This window comes from Acinetobacter sp. B51(2017) (assembly GCF_003711395.1).
Classification (GTDB): domain Bacteria; phylum Pseudomonadota; class Gammaproteobacteria; order Pseudomonadales; family Moraxellaceae; genus Acinetobacter.
Genome location: NZ_PJRJ01000002.1, coordinates 1 through 16,365, shown reverse-complemented (window position 1 = coordinate 16,365; position 16,365 = coordinate 1). Strand labels below are relative to the sequence as shown.

Below are 16,365 nucleotides of genomic sequence, written 5' to 3'. Positions count from 1 at the left end.
ATGAAACAGCACTTGCCCCTTAAAGATGTTCAACTAGAAAAGCGCATTTTTCGCAATCGCGTTTTTATTTCTATGGGGATTGTGCTGTTCTTTTTAATCCTGTTGGTTTCACGTTATGCCTACTTGCAGATTATCAGCTATGAAGAATTTAGTACTGCGTCTGACAAAAACCGCATTCGTTTACAGCCTTTAGCTCCCGCGCGTGGCTATATTTACGACCGTAATGGGATTTTATTGGCCGATAACTATCCTGTATTTTCAGCCACCTTAAGTCGTGCCGATGTAGATGATATAGACGCAACCTTAGCGCGTTTAACCCCAGTGTTAAATTTAACCGAAGACGATATTAAAGGCTTTCAAAGCCGCATTAAGACCTCACGTAAAACTGAACGTGTAGCAATTAAACTGAATTTAACCGAACAAGATATTGCCCAATTTAGTGAAATTAAATATCAATTTCCGGGGGTGAATATTGAAACACAAATGACGCGCTATTATCCGCATGGCGAATTGTTTGCACATGTGATTGGTTATGTCGGGCGTATCAACGATAAAGAATTAAAAAAGATTGATAAAGATGCCTACGCGGGCACCAACCTGATTGGTAAAATTGGCGTCGAGAAATCCTATGAAGATTTATTACACGGCGTACCGGGAAATGAATCCGTCGAAGCCGATGCCTTTGGTAATGTATTACGTCATTTAGGCCGTAAAGATCCGATTCGTGGTAATGATCTATTTTTATCTTTAGATTATGGCTTACAAATGGTGGCATCGGAACAATTGGCAGGTCGTCGTGGGGCAATTGTGGCCATGGATCCCAATACAGGTGAAGTGTTAGCTTTAGTGTCTAGTCCAAGTTTTAACCCCAATTTATTTGTAACTGGGATTAGCACCACCAATTATGCCGCGTTACGCGACAACCTCGATCAGCCTTTGTATAACCGTGCTGTACAGGGGGTATATCCACCTGGTTCAACCATTAAACCCATGTTTGGTTTAGGCGGGATTCATTATGGTTATGTCGATTGGCAAACTGCCATTTCAGATCCAGGTTACTTTACTTTACCGGGCGATAGCCACCGTTTCCGTGACCATAAAAAATCTGGTCATGGCAGTGTCAATATGCATAAAGCACAGGTAGTTTCTTGTGACACCTATTTTTATGTGTTGTCGTATCGCATGGGCATTGAGAAAATGAATACATGGATGCGCCAATTTGGCTTTGGTGAGAAAACTGGTATTGATTTACCGAGTGAGAGTAGCGGCTTATATCCAAACCCAGAATGGAAAATGCGTACCCGCGAGGCTAAATGGCTCAAAGGTGAAACCATTTCGGTGAGTATTGGGCAAGGTGCCTTTACTTCGACCCCATTACAGCTTGCTATGGCCACCGCTATTACCGCCAACCAAGGCTCTAAAGTTACCCCGCATGTCTTACGTGAAAGTCGCGGTGCCAAAAACTTTAAAGTCCATAATGGGACGCATGGCAAAATTGACTTTAATGGCAAACCCGAAGATTGGATTAAAATGCGTGCCGCAATGGTGGATGTGATTCAGTCGGGTACAGGTAAAGGCATTAAATCAGGCTTACAATACCAAATTGCAGCTAAAACAGGGACTGCACAGGTAAAAAGTATTGCCCAAGGTAAACGCTATAACGAAGCACTACTCACCGACCGACAGCTTGATCATGGTTTATTTGTCGGCTTTGCCCCTGCTGAAAAACCTGAAATTGCCATTGCTGTCATTTTAGAAAATGGTCGTGGCGGTAGCGCCGCCACTGCCCTGGCCCGTCCTGTGTTTGACTATTGGTTACTCAAGCGCGAAAAAGATCCGATTCGTCCAAGTGCCGCTCAAATTAGTGGTGGTTTAATGACCGCGGGTCTTAAACCAAGTGAATTACCAAGTGGCAACAACATCTTACAAGCAGATCAAAGTGCGCTGCCAACTGCGACACAACGAGATTAAGTTTTATGAAAAATCAACTGCGTATTATTGGCGGTGATTGGAAACGTCGCCAATTGCCTTTTGCGAGTATTGAAGGACTACGCCCCACCCCAGATCGTGTGCGCGAAACCTTATTTAACTGGTTAATGTGGGATGTACAAAATGCGCATGTGCTAGACCTATGTGCGGGCTCTGGCGCTTTAAGCTTTGAAGCCTTATCACGCGGTGCTGCTTCGGTGCTGATGATTGAGCCAAATGCAAGCCAAGCTAAATTTTTAAAAGATAATTTAGAGCTGCTTAAAGTCACCAATCAACGTGCCAAACTTAAAATCAGCACGGCGCAGCAGACTTTAACCAGCTTAAAAGAACAGTTTGACTTGGTATTTTTAGATCCACCTTATAGCTTAGATTTATGGACAGAATTGGCCACGCTCGCCGATCCGCTCATCAGTGATCAAGCTTTGATTTATGTTGAAGCAGACCGTGATTTAACGCAGTTACAGCTACCAACTTCTTGGCAACTCATCAAAAATACTAAAGCGGGCACCGTACGTGCTGGTTTATATAAAAAACAACTATAAAAAAAGGCTGCGTCATGCAGCCTTTTTTTAACGTCGATAATCGCCTTGACGCTGCTCATAACGTCGCTCTGAACGATTCCACTCACGTTTATGCGCATTTTTATAACGTCCTTCGCCATGCCTTTTAGCATCATATTTTTGATGATATTGACCACGCGGATGATCATCATAAGGCCCAATGATACAACCACTAAGCATAGTGCCCATGACTACCACAATAAAGAATTGTTTTAACATGACAACTTCCTTTTGCTGATGTTAGCTCCTTATTATTCAAGAAAAAATGCTAGATTCTAAGCAGCTTGTGTTGTGATCTAGTGCAAAAATTGCTGCTTTATATGTTTTCGTGCTGAGCATGTTCACAATTTGCTTAAACACGACAAGTAAACTCTATTACACTCAGCGCTTTTCATGAGCAGACACAATGCTATACAGCTTATTTATTGTGGGCGCCTTGATAGCTGGCTTTATTCAGGGCTTAACTGGCTTTGCCTTTGCCTTAATTGCCATGTCGTTTTGGATTTGGGCGCTACCACCGCAATTAGCAGCACCTTTGGTGGTGTTTGCTTCAGTATGGTGCCATATCATTTCTATGCTGCAAGAAAAAACCAGCTTACAACTGAGTAGAAAAATCGTTTTACCCTATATGCTAGCTGGTTTAGTTGCCGTGCCTTTGGGGACTTATTTACTAGATCTCGTGAATGCACAGGCCTTTCGCTTAACCTTAGGGATCTTTTTATTACTCTGGACACCCATGATGCTGATTAATCCAAAAATACAAGCTTTACAAAAAAGCGGACGGATTGCTGATAGCATAATTGGCTTTTTAGCAGGCATTTTGGGTGGTTTAGGCGGATTTTGCGGTGCTTTACCATCGGTTTGGGTGATGCTCAAACAACTGCCTAAACTTGAGCAGCGTTATATTTTAAGACATTTTAATTTTGCTATTCAGGTGTTTACCCTAACAGTTTATCTTATCCAAGGTACATTAAGCAGCACCCATCTGCCTTATATAGCAGTGTTATTATTGACAGTGAGTTTACCAGCCATTTTAGGCGCACGTTTATTTTATCAAATCTCGGAACAACGCTTTAAACAAGTCGTATTGGGTTTATTGTTTTCTTCGGGGTTATTCTTAACGATGACCAGTTTAAGAAACATGCTTTAACATAAATACGCCGTGAGATTGCTCACTGACTTGATGTATTTTATCTTAAAATTTTGGCACTTTTAAACGAGGATGGATTTTGCAAAAAATATGCAAAATCAACCATTTAAAAAAAATAAGAGTTATTTATATTTTTCTCCCTCTAAAAGAATCCATAAAAAGAGAGAGTTCCCAGAACAGCTATTCATTTATTACGCAGATGTCACAGATCAAGTACAAGTTAAGGCTTTTATTTGCCACAGCCAAACAGCATTTTGGTCAGGTGATCACTTCAGTGATCGACAATACTTTACATCAATTTTAGTTTGAATACTGATGCAGTGTGCAGCACCCACCCCACGACAAAAGCTCCCCATACCTCAGGATTTTGCTGTAGCCATAGTGATATTTTTAGCTCCCTCTGCACAAGCGGTGATGGATCAAAATTTGCTTGCAGATGGTGATTGAGTTAAATATTAAAGACAAATGTCAGTTTTATGTGAATAACATCTTATTTTTTGACCAATTGATAAACTAAAGCCACTTTTTCAGCTGTATTTGTTTATACAATTGCAGCCATCATTTTGTTTAAATATTGCTCATGAAACTTAGCTTTATATTCAGCATTGCCCTGCTGCTGAGTGGCTGCATATTTGGCACATCACAAGAAATTCAACGTGCAGAAGCGTTATTGGCGCAGTTTCAATGCCAGAATGTGGAAAATCATCAAATTGCGCATAGTGCGATTACCACTTACCACGAGCAAAGTTTAGCACTTAGCCGTAAAAAGGCTGAGCAGTATATTGCTGCTTATAAAAATGGTGACTATGATTTGCATCTGTCTTTGTCTAACGTGGTTGAGGAACAATACAAGAAGTATCACAGCGCCTGTCAGGCCTTAGGTGGTATTCCTCTACAAACAGATTAAAAAAACAGGGCTTATCAGCCCTGCTTTTTTATAAATAGCGCTGATCAACACTAAAATCTTGTGGGAATTTTGGAGAGATTTGTGCATAAAATTGCATAATTTCGCGCATATCTTGCTGCATATCACCACTTGGGTAAATAATCTTGCCTACCCCAGTTTTTTGCTTGGCGTAATCCATATAGGCCAGCGCAATCGGCACACCTGCATTCACTGCAATATGATAAAAACCAGTTTTCCAATGCTCTTGGCGTGAACGTGTGCCTTCTGGAGTCACCAACATCACCAATTTGGGATGGGTTTTAAATAAATCAGACATAACTTGAACCATGCTGGGGCGTTGCTCACCTGCCCGCTTTGGCGCACGGTTAATGCCAATCCCACCCATTGCCCGCACAAAAGGTCCAAATGGTAGTTTCATATAACTGTCTTTAATGGTAATGCGTACATTGACGCCTAGCGCTTTTAAGGCTAGGCGTGCATAGAGTGCATCCCAATTACTGGTATGCGGTGCTGCAATCATCACACATTGTTCTAAATCGAGTGGCCAATGATTGTCTATTTCCCAGCCTAGCGCATTTAAACTACGTTCTGCTAACTTTTCAAACATGATCCTACCTCAATTTTAATCGCGCCGATTCTAGCAAGCTTCAATAGGAGATACAGCTTTTATTTTTTAGCATCTTTTACCAATATACGGCTTATTTAATCACGCTATAACAAAGTTTGCACAAAAGCGCTGTTTTATATTGCCAACCTTCAAGGCAAGCTAAATGGGCTACAGACACTTTAAATTAGGAATATATTATGAAAACTAAAATAACTCTGTGTGCATTGGCGCTCTCTGCATTTGCACTTACTGCTTGTTCAAAACCGGCTGATAAGGTCGATCCAGCTGCGGATGCTACGACCACGACAGCTACAACCACTCAAAATCAACCCGCAAGTATGCCTACTAGTGCCAATGACTTAAATTGGGTCGGTGACTATAAAGGGCTTTTACCGTGTGCCGATTGTGAAGGCATTGAGACTGAACTTGAGCTGAAAGCCAATAATACTTATGAACTGACTGAGGAATATTTAGGCAAGCAAGGCAATGAGTTTAAGGCCAAAGGCACATTTAGCTTTGATGCTGATCAAAGCAATATCATTACTTTAGACGAGCAAGGCCAAAAACGTAAATTCTTTATTGGTGACAATTACATTGAGCTACGGGAGATGCAAACTGGTCAAGCATTAGATACCAAGCTCAATTATAAACTGATGAAAGAGATGTAATTTTACAACACCCATTAAAAAACCCAGCCTAGGCTGGGTTTTTTGGGTCCATCAAAGCTTAAAATTAAGCAGAGAATTGGTTCATTGTGTTTTTCGCATCGTCACCCGCTTTAAGCGCGTTGTCACCAGCGAAGATTTCTTTGTGGTCGTCACCGATGTCAGAACCCGCCATTGCTTGGTGTTTCACACAAGCGATACCGCCACGGATTTCTTTACGTTGTACGCCAGCAACATAAGCCAACATACCTTCAGAACCGAAGTAACCTTGCGCAAGTTCGTGAGTAGAAAGTGCTGCAGTGTGGTAAGTCGGAAGTGTGATCAAGTGGTGGAATACACCTGCTTCACGAGAAGCATCTGCTTGGAATGTACGAACTTTTTCGTCAGCTTCAGCAGCTAATTCAGAGTTGTCGTATTCAGCGCTCATTAACTTAGCACGGTCGTATGCAGATACGTCTTTACCTTCAGCAACCCAACGGTCGTACGCTTGTTGACGGAAGTTTAGAGTCCAGTTGAACGATGGAGAGTTGTTGTAAACAAGTTTCGCATTTGGCACAACTTCACGTACACGGTTTACCATGTGAGCGATTTCAGCTACGTTAGGCGTCGCAGTTTCGATCCAAAGAAGGTCAGCACCGTTTTGAAGGCTTGTTACACAGTCAAGTACAACGCGGTCAATTTGCGTACCTTCACGGAATTGGTACAAGCCAGAAGCAAGACGTTTAGGACGGTGAAGTTTACCATCACGCTTGATCAGGATTTCGTCTTCAGTTGCTTCAGAGATGTCAATTTCTTGAGTGTCTAAGTAGCTGATGTATTGAGAAGCGATGTCGCCTGGCTCTTTAACCACTGGGATTTTTTGAGTCAAGTCAGCGCCTTCAGAGTCAGTACGCGCAACGATGATACCGTCGTCTAGACCCATTTCTAAGAATGCATAGCGAAGTGCGTGGATTTTTGCGATGAAGTCTTCGTGTGGAACTGTTACTTTACCCGCTTGGTGACCACATTGTTTCGCATCAGAAACTTGGTTTTCGATTTGTAGCGCACAAGCACCCGCTTCGATCATTTTCTTAGCTAAAAGGTAAGTCGCTTCTTCGTTACCGAAACCAGCGTCGATGTCGGCAATAATTGGTACAACGTGAGTTTGGAAGTTGTCGATTTGAGAGGTGATTTCAGCAGCTTTTGCTGTGTCGCCCGCTTCTTGCGCTTTTTTAAGTGCGCGGAATAAGTCGTTTAATTCTTTTGCGTCAGCTTGACGTAAGAAAGTGTAGATTTCTTCGATCAATGCAGGAACAGAGGTTTTTTCGTGCATAGATTGGTCTGGTAAAGGACCGAATTCAGAGCGAAGTGCTGCAACCATCCAACCAGAAAGGTAAATGTAGCGACGTTCAGTTGTACCGAAGTATTTTTTGTTGGCAATCATTTTTTGCTGAGCGATAAAACCGTGCCAGCAGCCTAGTGATTGTGTGTATTTGCTAGAGTCAGCATCATAAGCAGCCATATCACGACGCATAATCGCAGCTGTGTATTTCGCGATGTCTAAACCAGTTTTAAAACGGTTTTGAAGTTGCATACGAGCCGCATCTTCAGGAGAGATGTCTGCCCATGTGTTGCCGAATTTTGCTTTTAATTCGCGGATTGCATCAATCGCTGTTTGATATGTAGTCATGATATTTCCCTGTATTAATTTTAGGACTTTTCTCAACGATTTGCTAAAATCTTACCCTCATGTACTTGTTTAGATTATGAGCGCTTCGTTGCATTGAATACAGATTAGATTGCTTAAAAAATTTAATCCAATAGTCTGCAAGAATTATCATTATTTATTTAAAAAATATGTAGCTAAAAGTCGTATATTTTGCGTGATAATACAAAATAAGTAATTGTTTTATATAATTTTTATTTTTAAGATATTTTATTTTATTGGCTTTTTTTTAATCATTAGACCTAAGTCTTAAAGGGCTTTTTTAGCTCTTGTTTTGGCTTTTTATTCAATTTTTTAAACATAATTTTGCTTTCTGAGCCCGCTTCGCTCGGGGTATTTTTTCAGCAAAATAAATAGACCAAATTGATTTATTGCTCAGTTGCTGTCATGCGACACAGCTCTTTTAGGCTTAGGTTACAGCATGTAAATTCATGCAAAAAACATGGCTTTTTTTTCAGCATTTTTTTACACAAATTAAGCTGCTTATGGCATAATCTTAGTTAATTTCATAATTTTATTCTCGGTATTTTTTTTATGAATCTGGAGCGGGTCGACCTCAACCTACTGATTTATCTTGATGTACTTCTTCGTGAAAAAAATGTCACCCGTGCTGCAGAGCAACTTGGCGTTACCCAACCCGCCATGAGTAATATTTTACGCCGTTTGCGTAACTTATTTAATGATCCCTTACTCATTCGTTCATCTGAAGGAATGACACCAACTGAACGTGCTTTAGAATTGCAACCGCGTATTCGTGATGCTTTGGCTGATCTGTCCATGATCTTAGAGCCACGTACCGAATTCCGTCCTTATACCTCTAATCGTGTATTTAGAATTATGACTTCAGATTATGCTGAGGCGACTTTAGTACCCCGTTTAGTCAAGGCATTACGTTCTGAAGCACCCAATGTGGTTTTGGACTTTTTAACCCCAAGTGATGTGTCTTATCGTGACATGGAACAAGGCAAAGTTGATCTCGCCATTAACCGCTTTAATGAAATCCCACAAAGTTTCCATCAAGTTTTGGTATGGCGCGATAGTTTCTCGTGTTTACTGAATCAAAAACATCCTGCTGCGAATAACTTAAACCTAAAGAGCTATTTAGATGCCCAGCATATTTGGGTTTCTAAAACGGGTATGGGTGTCGGCTTTGGCGTGAATCCTGAAAAACAAGCAGGTTTAGGTTGGATTGATCAAGCATTAGAGCGTATTGGACAAAAACGCAAGATTTCGGTGTTTACCCGTCATTATCAAATGCCAGGGCTATTAGCATCCAATGTTGATCTGGTGGCGACCCTACCTAGCCGTATTGCACGCTTACAAGCCAAAAGCCAAAACTTACTGATTAAAGACCCACCGTTTTATATTCCAGAATTTGAGTTAAAAATGGCGTGGTGTCCTTTATTGCACCATCATCCTGCGCATCGTTGGTTACGCCAATTGATTCTGTATGTGGCGCGTCAGATGATTGAAGAAGAAAACCGTGAGTATTTAATCAACAATTCACAATTTTCACAGTATTAAACTGTTTTCAAACAGCATTTTTTAATGCTTGCATTTTTTTAGCCGCGTAAAGAAAATGTTCTGCGCGGCTATTTTTGTGTTAAAACTAGCAGTATAGATAATAATATTCTTATCACAGGTGGACCCGTGAGCCTCTTTCAAAACATCGTCATCATCATGCTCTTAATTGTTGGGGCAGGATTTTTGTCGTTAACCGAGATTGCCTTAGCAGGTGCTCGCAAGGTAAAACTCAAAATTTTGGCGGAATCAGGCGACACACGTGCACAGCGTGTTATGGACCTCCAAGAAAACTCAGCCGACTTTTTTGCTGCGTCGCAAATCGGTCTAAATGCGGTGGCAATTTTAGGCGGTATCTTAGGTGAAGGTGCTTTTCGTCCTTATTTTATGGCCTTTGTAGCACAATTTTATAACGGGCCGTGGGCAGAAAGCATTGGCTTTGCCTTGTCTTTTACCTTAGTCACTTCACTGTTTATTTTATTTGCCGATTTAATGCCTAAACGCTTGGCGATGATTGCCCCTGAAAAAATTGCGTTCAGCGTCATTGATCCGATTCAGATTTTTATTAAAGTCTGTCGCCCTTTAGCGTGGATCATTAACGCCATTGCCAACTTATTGTTTCGCTTATTTAAGGTCAATACCAAACGTGACGACAACATCACCTTTGATGATATTTCTGCGGTGATGGATGCGGGCGCACAAGCGGGTGTGTTACTTAAACAAGAACATCACTTTATTGAAAACGTATTTGAGCTTGAAGAACGTAACGTACCGTCTAGTATGACCACGCGTGAAAATGTGGTGTACTTTACCTTAAATGAAGCAGAAGACAGCATTCGGCAAAAACTGGCTGAATATCCTTATTCTAAGTTTTTAGTCTGTAATGAAGATATTGATAGCGTGATTGGCTATGTAGATGCCAAAGATATTTTGGTGCGTATTTTAAACAATCAGTCGCTTTTACAACTCAATGAATCCACCATTCGTACTGTTCTCACCATTCCTGATACCCTCACTTTATCTGAAGTATTAGACCGTTTTCGCTCTACCAAAGAAAAATTTGCCGTGGTGATTAACGAATATGCCTTAGTAGTGGGTGTCATTACTCTGTCGGATATTATGATTACCGTAATGGGCGATTGGGTGACCCCAATTGATGCGGACCAACAAATCATTAAACGTGATGAAAACTCATGGTTGATTGAAGGCAGCACACCAATTGAAGACATTAAACACGCGCTCGAAATTGATGAAATGCCCGACGAAGAAAACTATGAAACCTTAGCTGGCTTTATGATGTATCGTCTACGTAAGATTCCACGCCCTGCGGATTCCGTAGAGTATTTAGGCTTTAAATTTGAAGTGGTGGATGTCGATCATTTTAAAATCGACCAACTGTTAGTGACACGTTTAGCAGCTAAAGTTGCGGCTGATATCCTCCAAGGTGATGGCTAACAATATGTCATTTTCGGCAATCATGGCCTGTCTATGTGTTTATTCAGCGCTGTATTGTGGCTATTTTTTCTTTGCACATGCCAATCATGGTTTATTGTTGGTTGCTGCAATTGCCTTACTAATTGTGGCTGCCAAAATCAGTCCCTATGCGTATGAGCGAAAATCAAAACGCTTTAATGACACCTTAATGTGGGGTGATACTTGGTTTTGGCCACTGTTTACGTGGTGGCGTTTATTTATTTTGCCTGCCAAAGTCTTACTACGTTATTTCTTTGATTAAAAAAAGCCCCATATGGGGCTTTTGATGACGCGAACTTAGCTTAGCGACCGTATAACTCTAACAGTTTTACTAATGTCGCTTGATAATGGATATTAATATCTTCCGATAAGATCTTATAGGCACTATCAAATTGCACCATTGGCCAACCTTCTTTCCAAAATGGGAAGATATTGTGTAAATCTGCTGTAACGGTTGCATCTTCACGGGTAATAGCTTGAGCAATTTGTGCCAAGACAAACGCAGTTTCTGCACCATCAATGGCTAAATAGTCGATGCCACGCGCTTTTAAAATACGCACACGGTCTTTTTTATAACGAATTTTCTTGGCCTGACCCGCATTTAAGCCTAAAGCCAAGACTACCGCTTCAACAAATTTTTCTTCAAAAGTTTGGTTTAGTGCCACCAACGCTTGTTTATGCGCTTCTTGACGACCCGCTTTACCACCAGCACGAATGACTTGTTGTGCCGTGGTATCTAGCTCATCGCTTTTCATAGACTGTAAAATGTCTAAAATTTCGATATCGCTTAAATCTGCAGGAGATTGTTCAGTCATAAACTGCCTTTGAAGAATAAGAAAACTAAAGCGCTATTTTCGCATAATTTACGCATGAAATATATCTTGTGCACAGATAAGCCCAAAATAAAAAATCCTCCACTATGGAGGATTTTGGCTTTTTAAGCAGCGATGACCTCAACCACGACTTTGCCGACATGCTCACCAGTATCGAGTGCCGCATGCGCATCTTGGATCTGATCAAAGTTAAAGGTTTGATAAATCATCGGTAAACATTCACCTTTGGCAAGTAATGGCCAAACAGTTTCTTGCAAACCACGCGCAATTTCTGCTTTTTCTGCACTATTTCGCGCCCGCATAGTTGAACCTGTAATGGTTAAGCGCTTCATCATGATTTGACCAAGCTTCACGTCTTTCGCTTTAGCTCCACCTAAAAATGCAATATAGACTAAACGGCCATCACGGCGTAATAGATTCAGGTTTTGCTCTAAATAAGGTGCACCCACAATATCTAAAATTACATCTACACCGGCATTTTCGGTTGCCGCTTGAATGACTTCTTCAAAGTTTTGAGTTTTATAGTTAATTGCTGTAGTTAAATCGGCAATTGCTTGCACTTTTTCATCCGAACCCACGGTGGCAAAGGTTTTTAGACCTAATGCTTTTGCCAACATTAATGCAGTGGTACCAATACCACTGGTGCCGCCATGTACCAATAAAGTTTCGCCTGCTTTGGCTTTGCCCATTTGGAACACATTTGCCCATACGGTAAAGAAAGTTTCAGGAATTGCAGCAGCTTGTACAAAGCTTACACCTTCAGGAATGGTTAAAGTTTGGCTTTCTGGCACCACGCAATATTCAGCATACCCCCCGCCATTGGTTAAACCACAGACTTGATCACCGACTTTAAATTGGCTGACTGCACTGCCTACAGCCGCAACTACACCTGATACTTCAAGCCCCGGCACAGGTGTGACCCCTTTTGGCATAGGATATAGACCTTGACGCTGTAAAATATCTGGGCGGTTGATTCCAAAAGCATAGACCTTGACCAACACTTCATCTTGTTTAGGTGTTGGAATCGAAACGCTTTCATAGGCCAACTTATCCACACCACCCGGTTCAATAATCATTACTTGTTGCATGCTATTTGACATAAGTCATCCTTTTCATTTGATTTGTAATGCGACTTGATTGAGCAACATAAGATAAATAGCTCAAAAAACCAAGTCTCTCTTGCATGTTTTGTACGATACAGCCCATACCAAAACCGGCACAGCAACATGACAATATGATGTATTTCATCAAAATTTAATATGTAAGATTTCTTTTCCTTTATGACAAATCCATCACCTTGTAATACAGCCAACCTATGTTTCAAGCTTTATATATCAACCACTTGAGAATAGAGACGCATGAAACGCGCTTATTTATACAGCACCATTTTACTTTGCCTAAATTTAGCTGCTTGTTCAGACGACGATGACAATAGCGTCAGCACAGCGCCTCCAATCACTGTGCCAGATAGCAAGCCAGAGCCGAGCTTACCTAGTGAACCTGTACCTGTACCTGAAGTACATTTGGATGAAAATTTCGACCAAATGAGCGCGCTGCCTACCACTTGGATGCTGCCTAAAAACAATGCTGGCAGTGTTTATATTGAAAATGGCGACTTATACCTCGATGGCCGTGCCCACGACACACAAATGACCTCTGTTATGCTGCCAAAAGAGTATCAAAACCTACGTAACTATCGTATTGATATGGAGTTTAGCTATCTAGAAAGCAACAATGCGGGGCGCTGGGCCAGTATTATGTACCGTGCTGCAGACGAATTTGCCGATCCTGCCTTTAGTCCTTATTACCAATTTGCGATGCGTAGTCAGACCACCAGTGCCAATGGCTTAGAGTTTTCATTACGTATGCCAACCAACACATGGAATGTATTACAAAAAGCCGCCTATAGTGAAGATATTGGCGTAAATACCACCCATAAAGCCAGTGTAGTCGTGCATGGTAAACGCGTGCGTCATTATTTAGATGATCAATTGGTGTTTGACACCACGCTCCCTTATCCACTTGATCAAGGCGGGATTGGCATCTCTACTGCAGGCTTACTGATGAAAGTCAGCCATTTTAAAGTAACTGAACAGTTAGAGCCCTTACCTGAAGCCAATAAAGTCACCGAATTGGTTGATCAAGCCTTACCTGTGTCAATGGCACCGACTTTAATTCAATCGGCAGGTACCAACGCGGTTGCCAATAGCGTCAGCCATGTGGCCTATCATTTAGATGCTGGCTTGAATTTACTGGATCAACAGCAACAAAAGCTCATGCATCTGACACAATATTTGCAAGATCATCGTCGTCAAAGCTTGCCGTTATTGCATATCCAAAATGCGGCCACTCTTGAAGCTTTAAAAGCCATCAGTAGCAATTACGATTTAGCTGATATGACTTTATTGTCTGATGATGTAGATCTGTTACGTCAAGCCCGCATTGCCCTACCGATGCTACGCACCGCTTTAGACTATTCAAACAAAACCAGTCTAACTGATAGTAAACAAGATCTCATGACTTTGGTGCATAACACCAATGCGTCTTTATCTAAAATTGTGATTTTACCAGCGCAACTGACCACGCGTGACACCGTCAGTCATTTGCAGCGTTTATTGATTACGCCATGGGCCAAAACCGACACAACGACACCATTACAAGCTGCACAAGTTTTAAGCACAGGTGTCAATGGCATCTGGAGCCAAAATCCAGCGCTGTATCACACGATTATGCAAAGTATGGCGCCAAACACCTTATTACGTAAGCCACTGTTAACCGGTCACCGTGGTATTCCAGCACTAGATGATGAAAACACCCTTGAAGGCACCCTTAAAGCGATTGAAGTGGGTGCTGATGCAGTTGAATATGATGTGTATTTAAGTAAAGACGGACATGTATTTTTAATGCACGATGCGACGACTAAACGTACGACAGGGATTGACCGTAACACTGAAGATCTCACTTTAGCCGAAATTCGTGAGCTACGCACCCTAGGCTATAACCGTGCAGTGCCAACTATGGATGAAGTGTTAGCTGCAGTTAAAAAATATCCGCATGTCACCAATTTTATTGAAATTAAGAGTTCTAATCCTGAGATTGTGCCTAAAATTAAAGAACTTTTAGACAAACATGATGCCTATGATCAATCAATTGTAATTAGTTTTAATGGCGAACAAATTCTACATATGAAGAATATTTTGCCGGGGGTGTCTACAGGCTTTTTAACCAGCACGCCAGCTGCGCAAAGTGATCTGGTCAATACGCGTCGTATTTTAGATGCCACACAAAAGTATTCATCGACCTTTAATCCCTCTTTTAGTGGCTTAAGCAAAAACCTTATGCAAAATGCCACACAGCGTGGCGTCACTTTCTGGCCTTGGACATTCCGTCTCAATAAAGACGACTTTAACCGCATGTATGTGCAAGGCACTCATGGTTTAACCACCGATTACGCGCATGATGCCTCACAATTTGTGGTTAAACTTGATGTACCCAAACAAGCCACAGCCAAAGTTGGCGAGCCATTTGGTGTTGCTGGTCAATTACACACCCAAATTGGGCAAAAACAAGACTATGTCTTTAAACGTATGCTAGTACTACCAAACTCAGCCAAATATAACCAAAGTGGACAAGCTGTTACCTTTAGTGAAAAAGGCACAGCCTATGTGATGCCAAGTTATCAGTATCAAATTGCACCAAATTACAGTTACACTCTGTATGCTGAACCTATCACTGTAAGCGTACAGTAAGTTTTAGCTTATTTAGAAGGAAAGTTTTAGGACTTTCCTTCTATTATTTAGGCTGTTCTACAAATTGCATGAGAAATTTACGCACCAACGGCAGCACAATCATAATTAATGGAAATGCCATCAGCCATGATAGGCTCCATGCATGTAACCATATACTTATAAAACCTTCTGCTGCACCAATTTTTAAATAAATGTTAAAGCATGAAATAGCTCCACTCATAATGCCTGAAAGAATAAGTGGCATCAGCCATGTGAGATGTTTGGGATGAATTTTTATGCTCATTGGCTGACCTCTTGGTTGGCTAAATGGGTAATTTCTACTGCGGCTTGATCAATTTTTTCTGCAATTGTGCGCACTTGTGCTTGGGTTAAATTTTCATGTTGAATTTTAAGGCGTAAGGCAACTTTCAAGTTTTCCATAGCACGTTTTATATCTAGAAATTCGCTATTGTTTTGAATTTGGCTACGGGTATTAAAACGCTCGAAAATTTTATCTAATTCGCTTTGATGATCTTGTAAATGTATTAAACCTTGCGGTGTAATGTGATATTGCTTACGCTCATCTGGGCTTATTTCCACGCGTGTATATTGTTGTTGTTCTAAGTAATTTAGGGTTGGGCAAATTGTGCCTGTACTGGGTTTATAGTTGCCACCTACTAAATTTGCTACGTCTTTAATAATGTCATAGCTAAATTTAGGTGCTTGAGCAATCAAGTGCAACACTAGAATTTTCATCTGTCCTGCTTCAAATAAGCGTTTGCGAGGTGCTGCTTCGGACATCCTAAGATATACCTTAAATTTAATTAAGATATATCTTATATATAGGAAAACATATATTCAAGTTTTATAAAGATTATATAATTAACCCGAATCATGGATAAGAAATTCAGTTGAAAAAAAAGATGACTGAGTTAATAAGAGAGTTACCACACACTTTTATTAACCAGCCATCCTATGTTCGAGTTTACAACTTTATTCTGCACGATTGATGATTTTTTTCAAAAAAATGAAGCGGTCTATTGGCAGTATCTAAAACAAGAAAATCCGAAGATCAGACAGCGATCAGGTGTTCTATGCTTATCTGAAATCATCTTTATTGCTGTTTGGTACAAGAACTCTCAACTTCATCATTTCAAAGCCTTTTATGGAATGATAAAGCGCTTTTATTCCAAGCTTTTTAAAGCATTACCATCCTATCAACGGATC

At 41.0% G+C, this 16,365-nt stretch carries 16 protein-coding genes and 1 pseudogene; 10 read left to right on the top strand and 7 right to left on the bottom strand.

Features of this window, described 5'->3' with window-relative positions:
• Positions 1-1,971, top strand: coding sequence for a penicillin-binding protein 2 (gene mrdA / locus CYK47_RS01350; protein ID WP_122898186.1), 1,971 nt, complete (start codon positions 1-3; stop codon positions 1,969-1,971).
• Between the two features lie 5 nt (positions 1,972-1,976).
• The gene (gene rsmD / locus CYK47_RS01345) at positions 1,977-2,531 is read left to right on the top strand and encodes a 16S rRNA (guanine(966)-N(2))-methyltransferase RsmD (protein ID WP_122898184.1); all 555 of its coding nucleotides are present in this window, start codon (positions 1,977-1,979) and stop codon (positions 2,529-2,531) included.
• 27 nt (positions 2,532-2,558) lie between these two features.
• Here rsmD and CYK47_RS01340 read toward each other — a convergent pair whose 3' ends face one another.
• Complete coding sequence (locus tag CYK47_RS01340; RefSeq protein WP_122898183.1) at positions 2,559-2,768, bottom strand: hypothetical protein; 210 nt, start codon at positions 2,766-2,768, stop codon at positions 2,559-2,561.
• Positions 2,769-2,955: 187 nt separating this feature from the next.
• Here CYK47_RS01340 and CYK47_RS01335 point away from each other — a divergent pair, with 187 nt between their 5' ends.
• Together CYK47_RS01335 and CYK47_RS01325 are read left to right on the top strand one after the other, a co-directional pair.
• Complete coding sequence (locus CYK47_RS01335) at positions 2,956-3,699, top strand: sulfite exporter TauE/SafE family protein (protein ID WP_122898181.1); 744 nt, start codon at positions 2,956-2,958, stop codon at positions 3,697-3,699.
• Between the two features lie 580 nt (positions 3,700-4,279).
• Positions 4,280-4,606: a hypothetical protein gene (locus CYK47_RS01325; RefSeq protein WP_122898177.1), complete on the top strand. Its 327-nt coding sequence runs from the start codon at positions 4,280-4,282 to the stop codon at positions 4,604-4,606.
• A 28-nt stretch (positions 4,607-4,634) separates the two neighbouring features.
• Here CYK47_RS01325 and CYK47_RS01320 read toward each other — a convergent pair whose 3' ends face one another.
• A complete protein-coding gene (locus CYK47_RS01320) occupies positions 4,635-5,213 on the bottom strand; it encodes a 1-acyl-sn-glycerol-3-phosphate acyltransferase (RefSeq protein ID WP_122898175.1) in 579 nt (192 codons plus the stop codon).
• Positions 5,214-5,410: 197 nt separating this feature from the next.
• On the opposite strand from CYK47_RS01320, the gene CYK47_RS01315 reads away from it, so the two are divergent.
• Positions 5,411-5,881, top strand: a complete 471-nt coding sequence (locus tag CYK47_RS01315; RefSeq protein ID WP_122898173.1) for a copper resistance protein NlpE — start codon at positions 5,411-5,413, stop codon at positions 5,879-5,881.
• 64 nt (positions 5,882-5,945) lie between these two features.
• Here CYK47_RS01315 and CYK47_RS01310 read toward each other — a convergent pair whose 3' ends face one another.
• Positions 5,946-7,547 (bottom strand): isocitrate lyase, encoded by a 1,602-nt coding sequence (locus CYK47_RS01310; protein WP_122898171.1) that lies wholly within the window; start codon positions 7,545-7,547, stop codon positions 5,946-5,948.
• 570 nt (positions 7,548-8,117) lie between these two features.
• Between CYK47_RS01310 and CYK47_RS01305 the strand changes: the two genes are divergently transcribed.
• The 3 genes from CYK47_RS01305 (at position 8,118) to CYK47_RS01295 (ending at position 10,839) form a co-directional block, all read left to right on the top strand.
• On the top strand, positions 8,118-9,107 hold the full coding sequence (locus CYK47_RS01305) for a LysR family transcriptional regulator (protein WP_122898169.1): 990 nt from the start codon (positions 8,118-8,120) through the stop codon (positions 9,105-9,107).
• Between the two features lie 126 nt (positions 9,108-9,233).
• Positions 9,234-10,559: a polyamine export protein PaeA gene (paeA, locus tag CYK47_RS01300; protein ID WP_122898167.1), complete on the top strand. Its 1,326-nt coding sequence runs from the start codon at positions 9,234-9,236 to the stop codon at positions 10,557-10,559.
• Positions 10,560-10,563: 4 nt separating this feature from the next.
• Positions 10,564-10,839 (top strand): hypothetical protein, encoded by a 276-nt coding sequence (locus CYK47_RS01295; protein ID WP_122898451.1) that lies wholly within the window; start codon positions 10,564-10,566, stop codon positions 10,837-10,839.
• A gap of 40 nt (positions 10,840-10,879) precedes the next feature.
• Here CYK47_RS01295 and CYK47_RS01290 read toward each other — a convergent pair whose 3' ends face one another.
• A complete protein-coding gene (locus CYK47_RS01290) occupies positions 10,880-11,392 on the bottom strand; it encodes a hypothetical protein (protein ID WP_122898165.1) in 513 nt (170 codons plus the stop codon).
• A 122-nt stretch (positions 11,393-11,514) separates the two neighbouring features.
• Positions 11,515-12,510 carry an NAD(P)H-quinone oxidoreductase gene (locus tag CYK47_RS01285; RefSeq protein ID WP_122898163.1) on the bottom strand — a complete coding sequence of 332 codons (996 nt, stop codon included), beginning with the start codon at positions 12,508-12,510 and terminating at the stop codon, positions 11,515-11,517.
• 258 nt (positions 12,511-12,768) lie between these two features.
• On the opposite strand from CYK47_RS01285, the gene CYK47_RS01280 reads away from it, so the two are divergent.
• Entirely contained in the window at positions 12,769-15,159 is a 2,391-nt protein-coding gene (locus CYK47_RS01280; protein ID WP_122898161.1) for a glycerophosphodiester phosphodiesterase family protein, read from the top strand.
• A 43-nt stretch (positions 15,160-15,202) separates the two neighbouring features.
• On the opposite strand, the gene CYK47_RS01275 is transcribed toward CYK47_RS01280, so the two are convergent.
• Entirely contained in the window at positions 15,203-15,442 is a 240-nt protein-coding gene (locus CYK47_RS01275) for a DUF2798 domain-containing protein (protein WP_122898158.1), read from the bottom strand.
• Entirely contained in the window at positions 15,439-15,939 is a 501-nt protein-coding gene (locus CYK47_RS01270; RefSeq protein WP_122898156.1) for a PadR family transcriptional regulator, read from the bottom strand. The genes CYK47_RS01275 and CYK47_RS01270 overlap by 4 nt, the downstream gene beginning before the upstream one ends.
• Before the next feature lie 174 nt (positions 15,940-16,113).
• Here CYK47_RS01270 and CYK47_RS15605 point away from each other — a divergent pair.
• A pseudogene (locus CYK47_RS15605) lies at positions 16,114-16,365 on the top strand (IS982 family transposase); the annotation flags it as partial.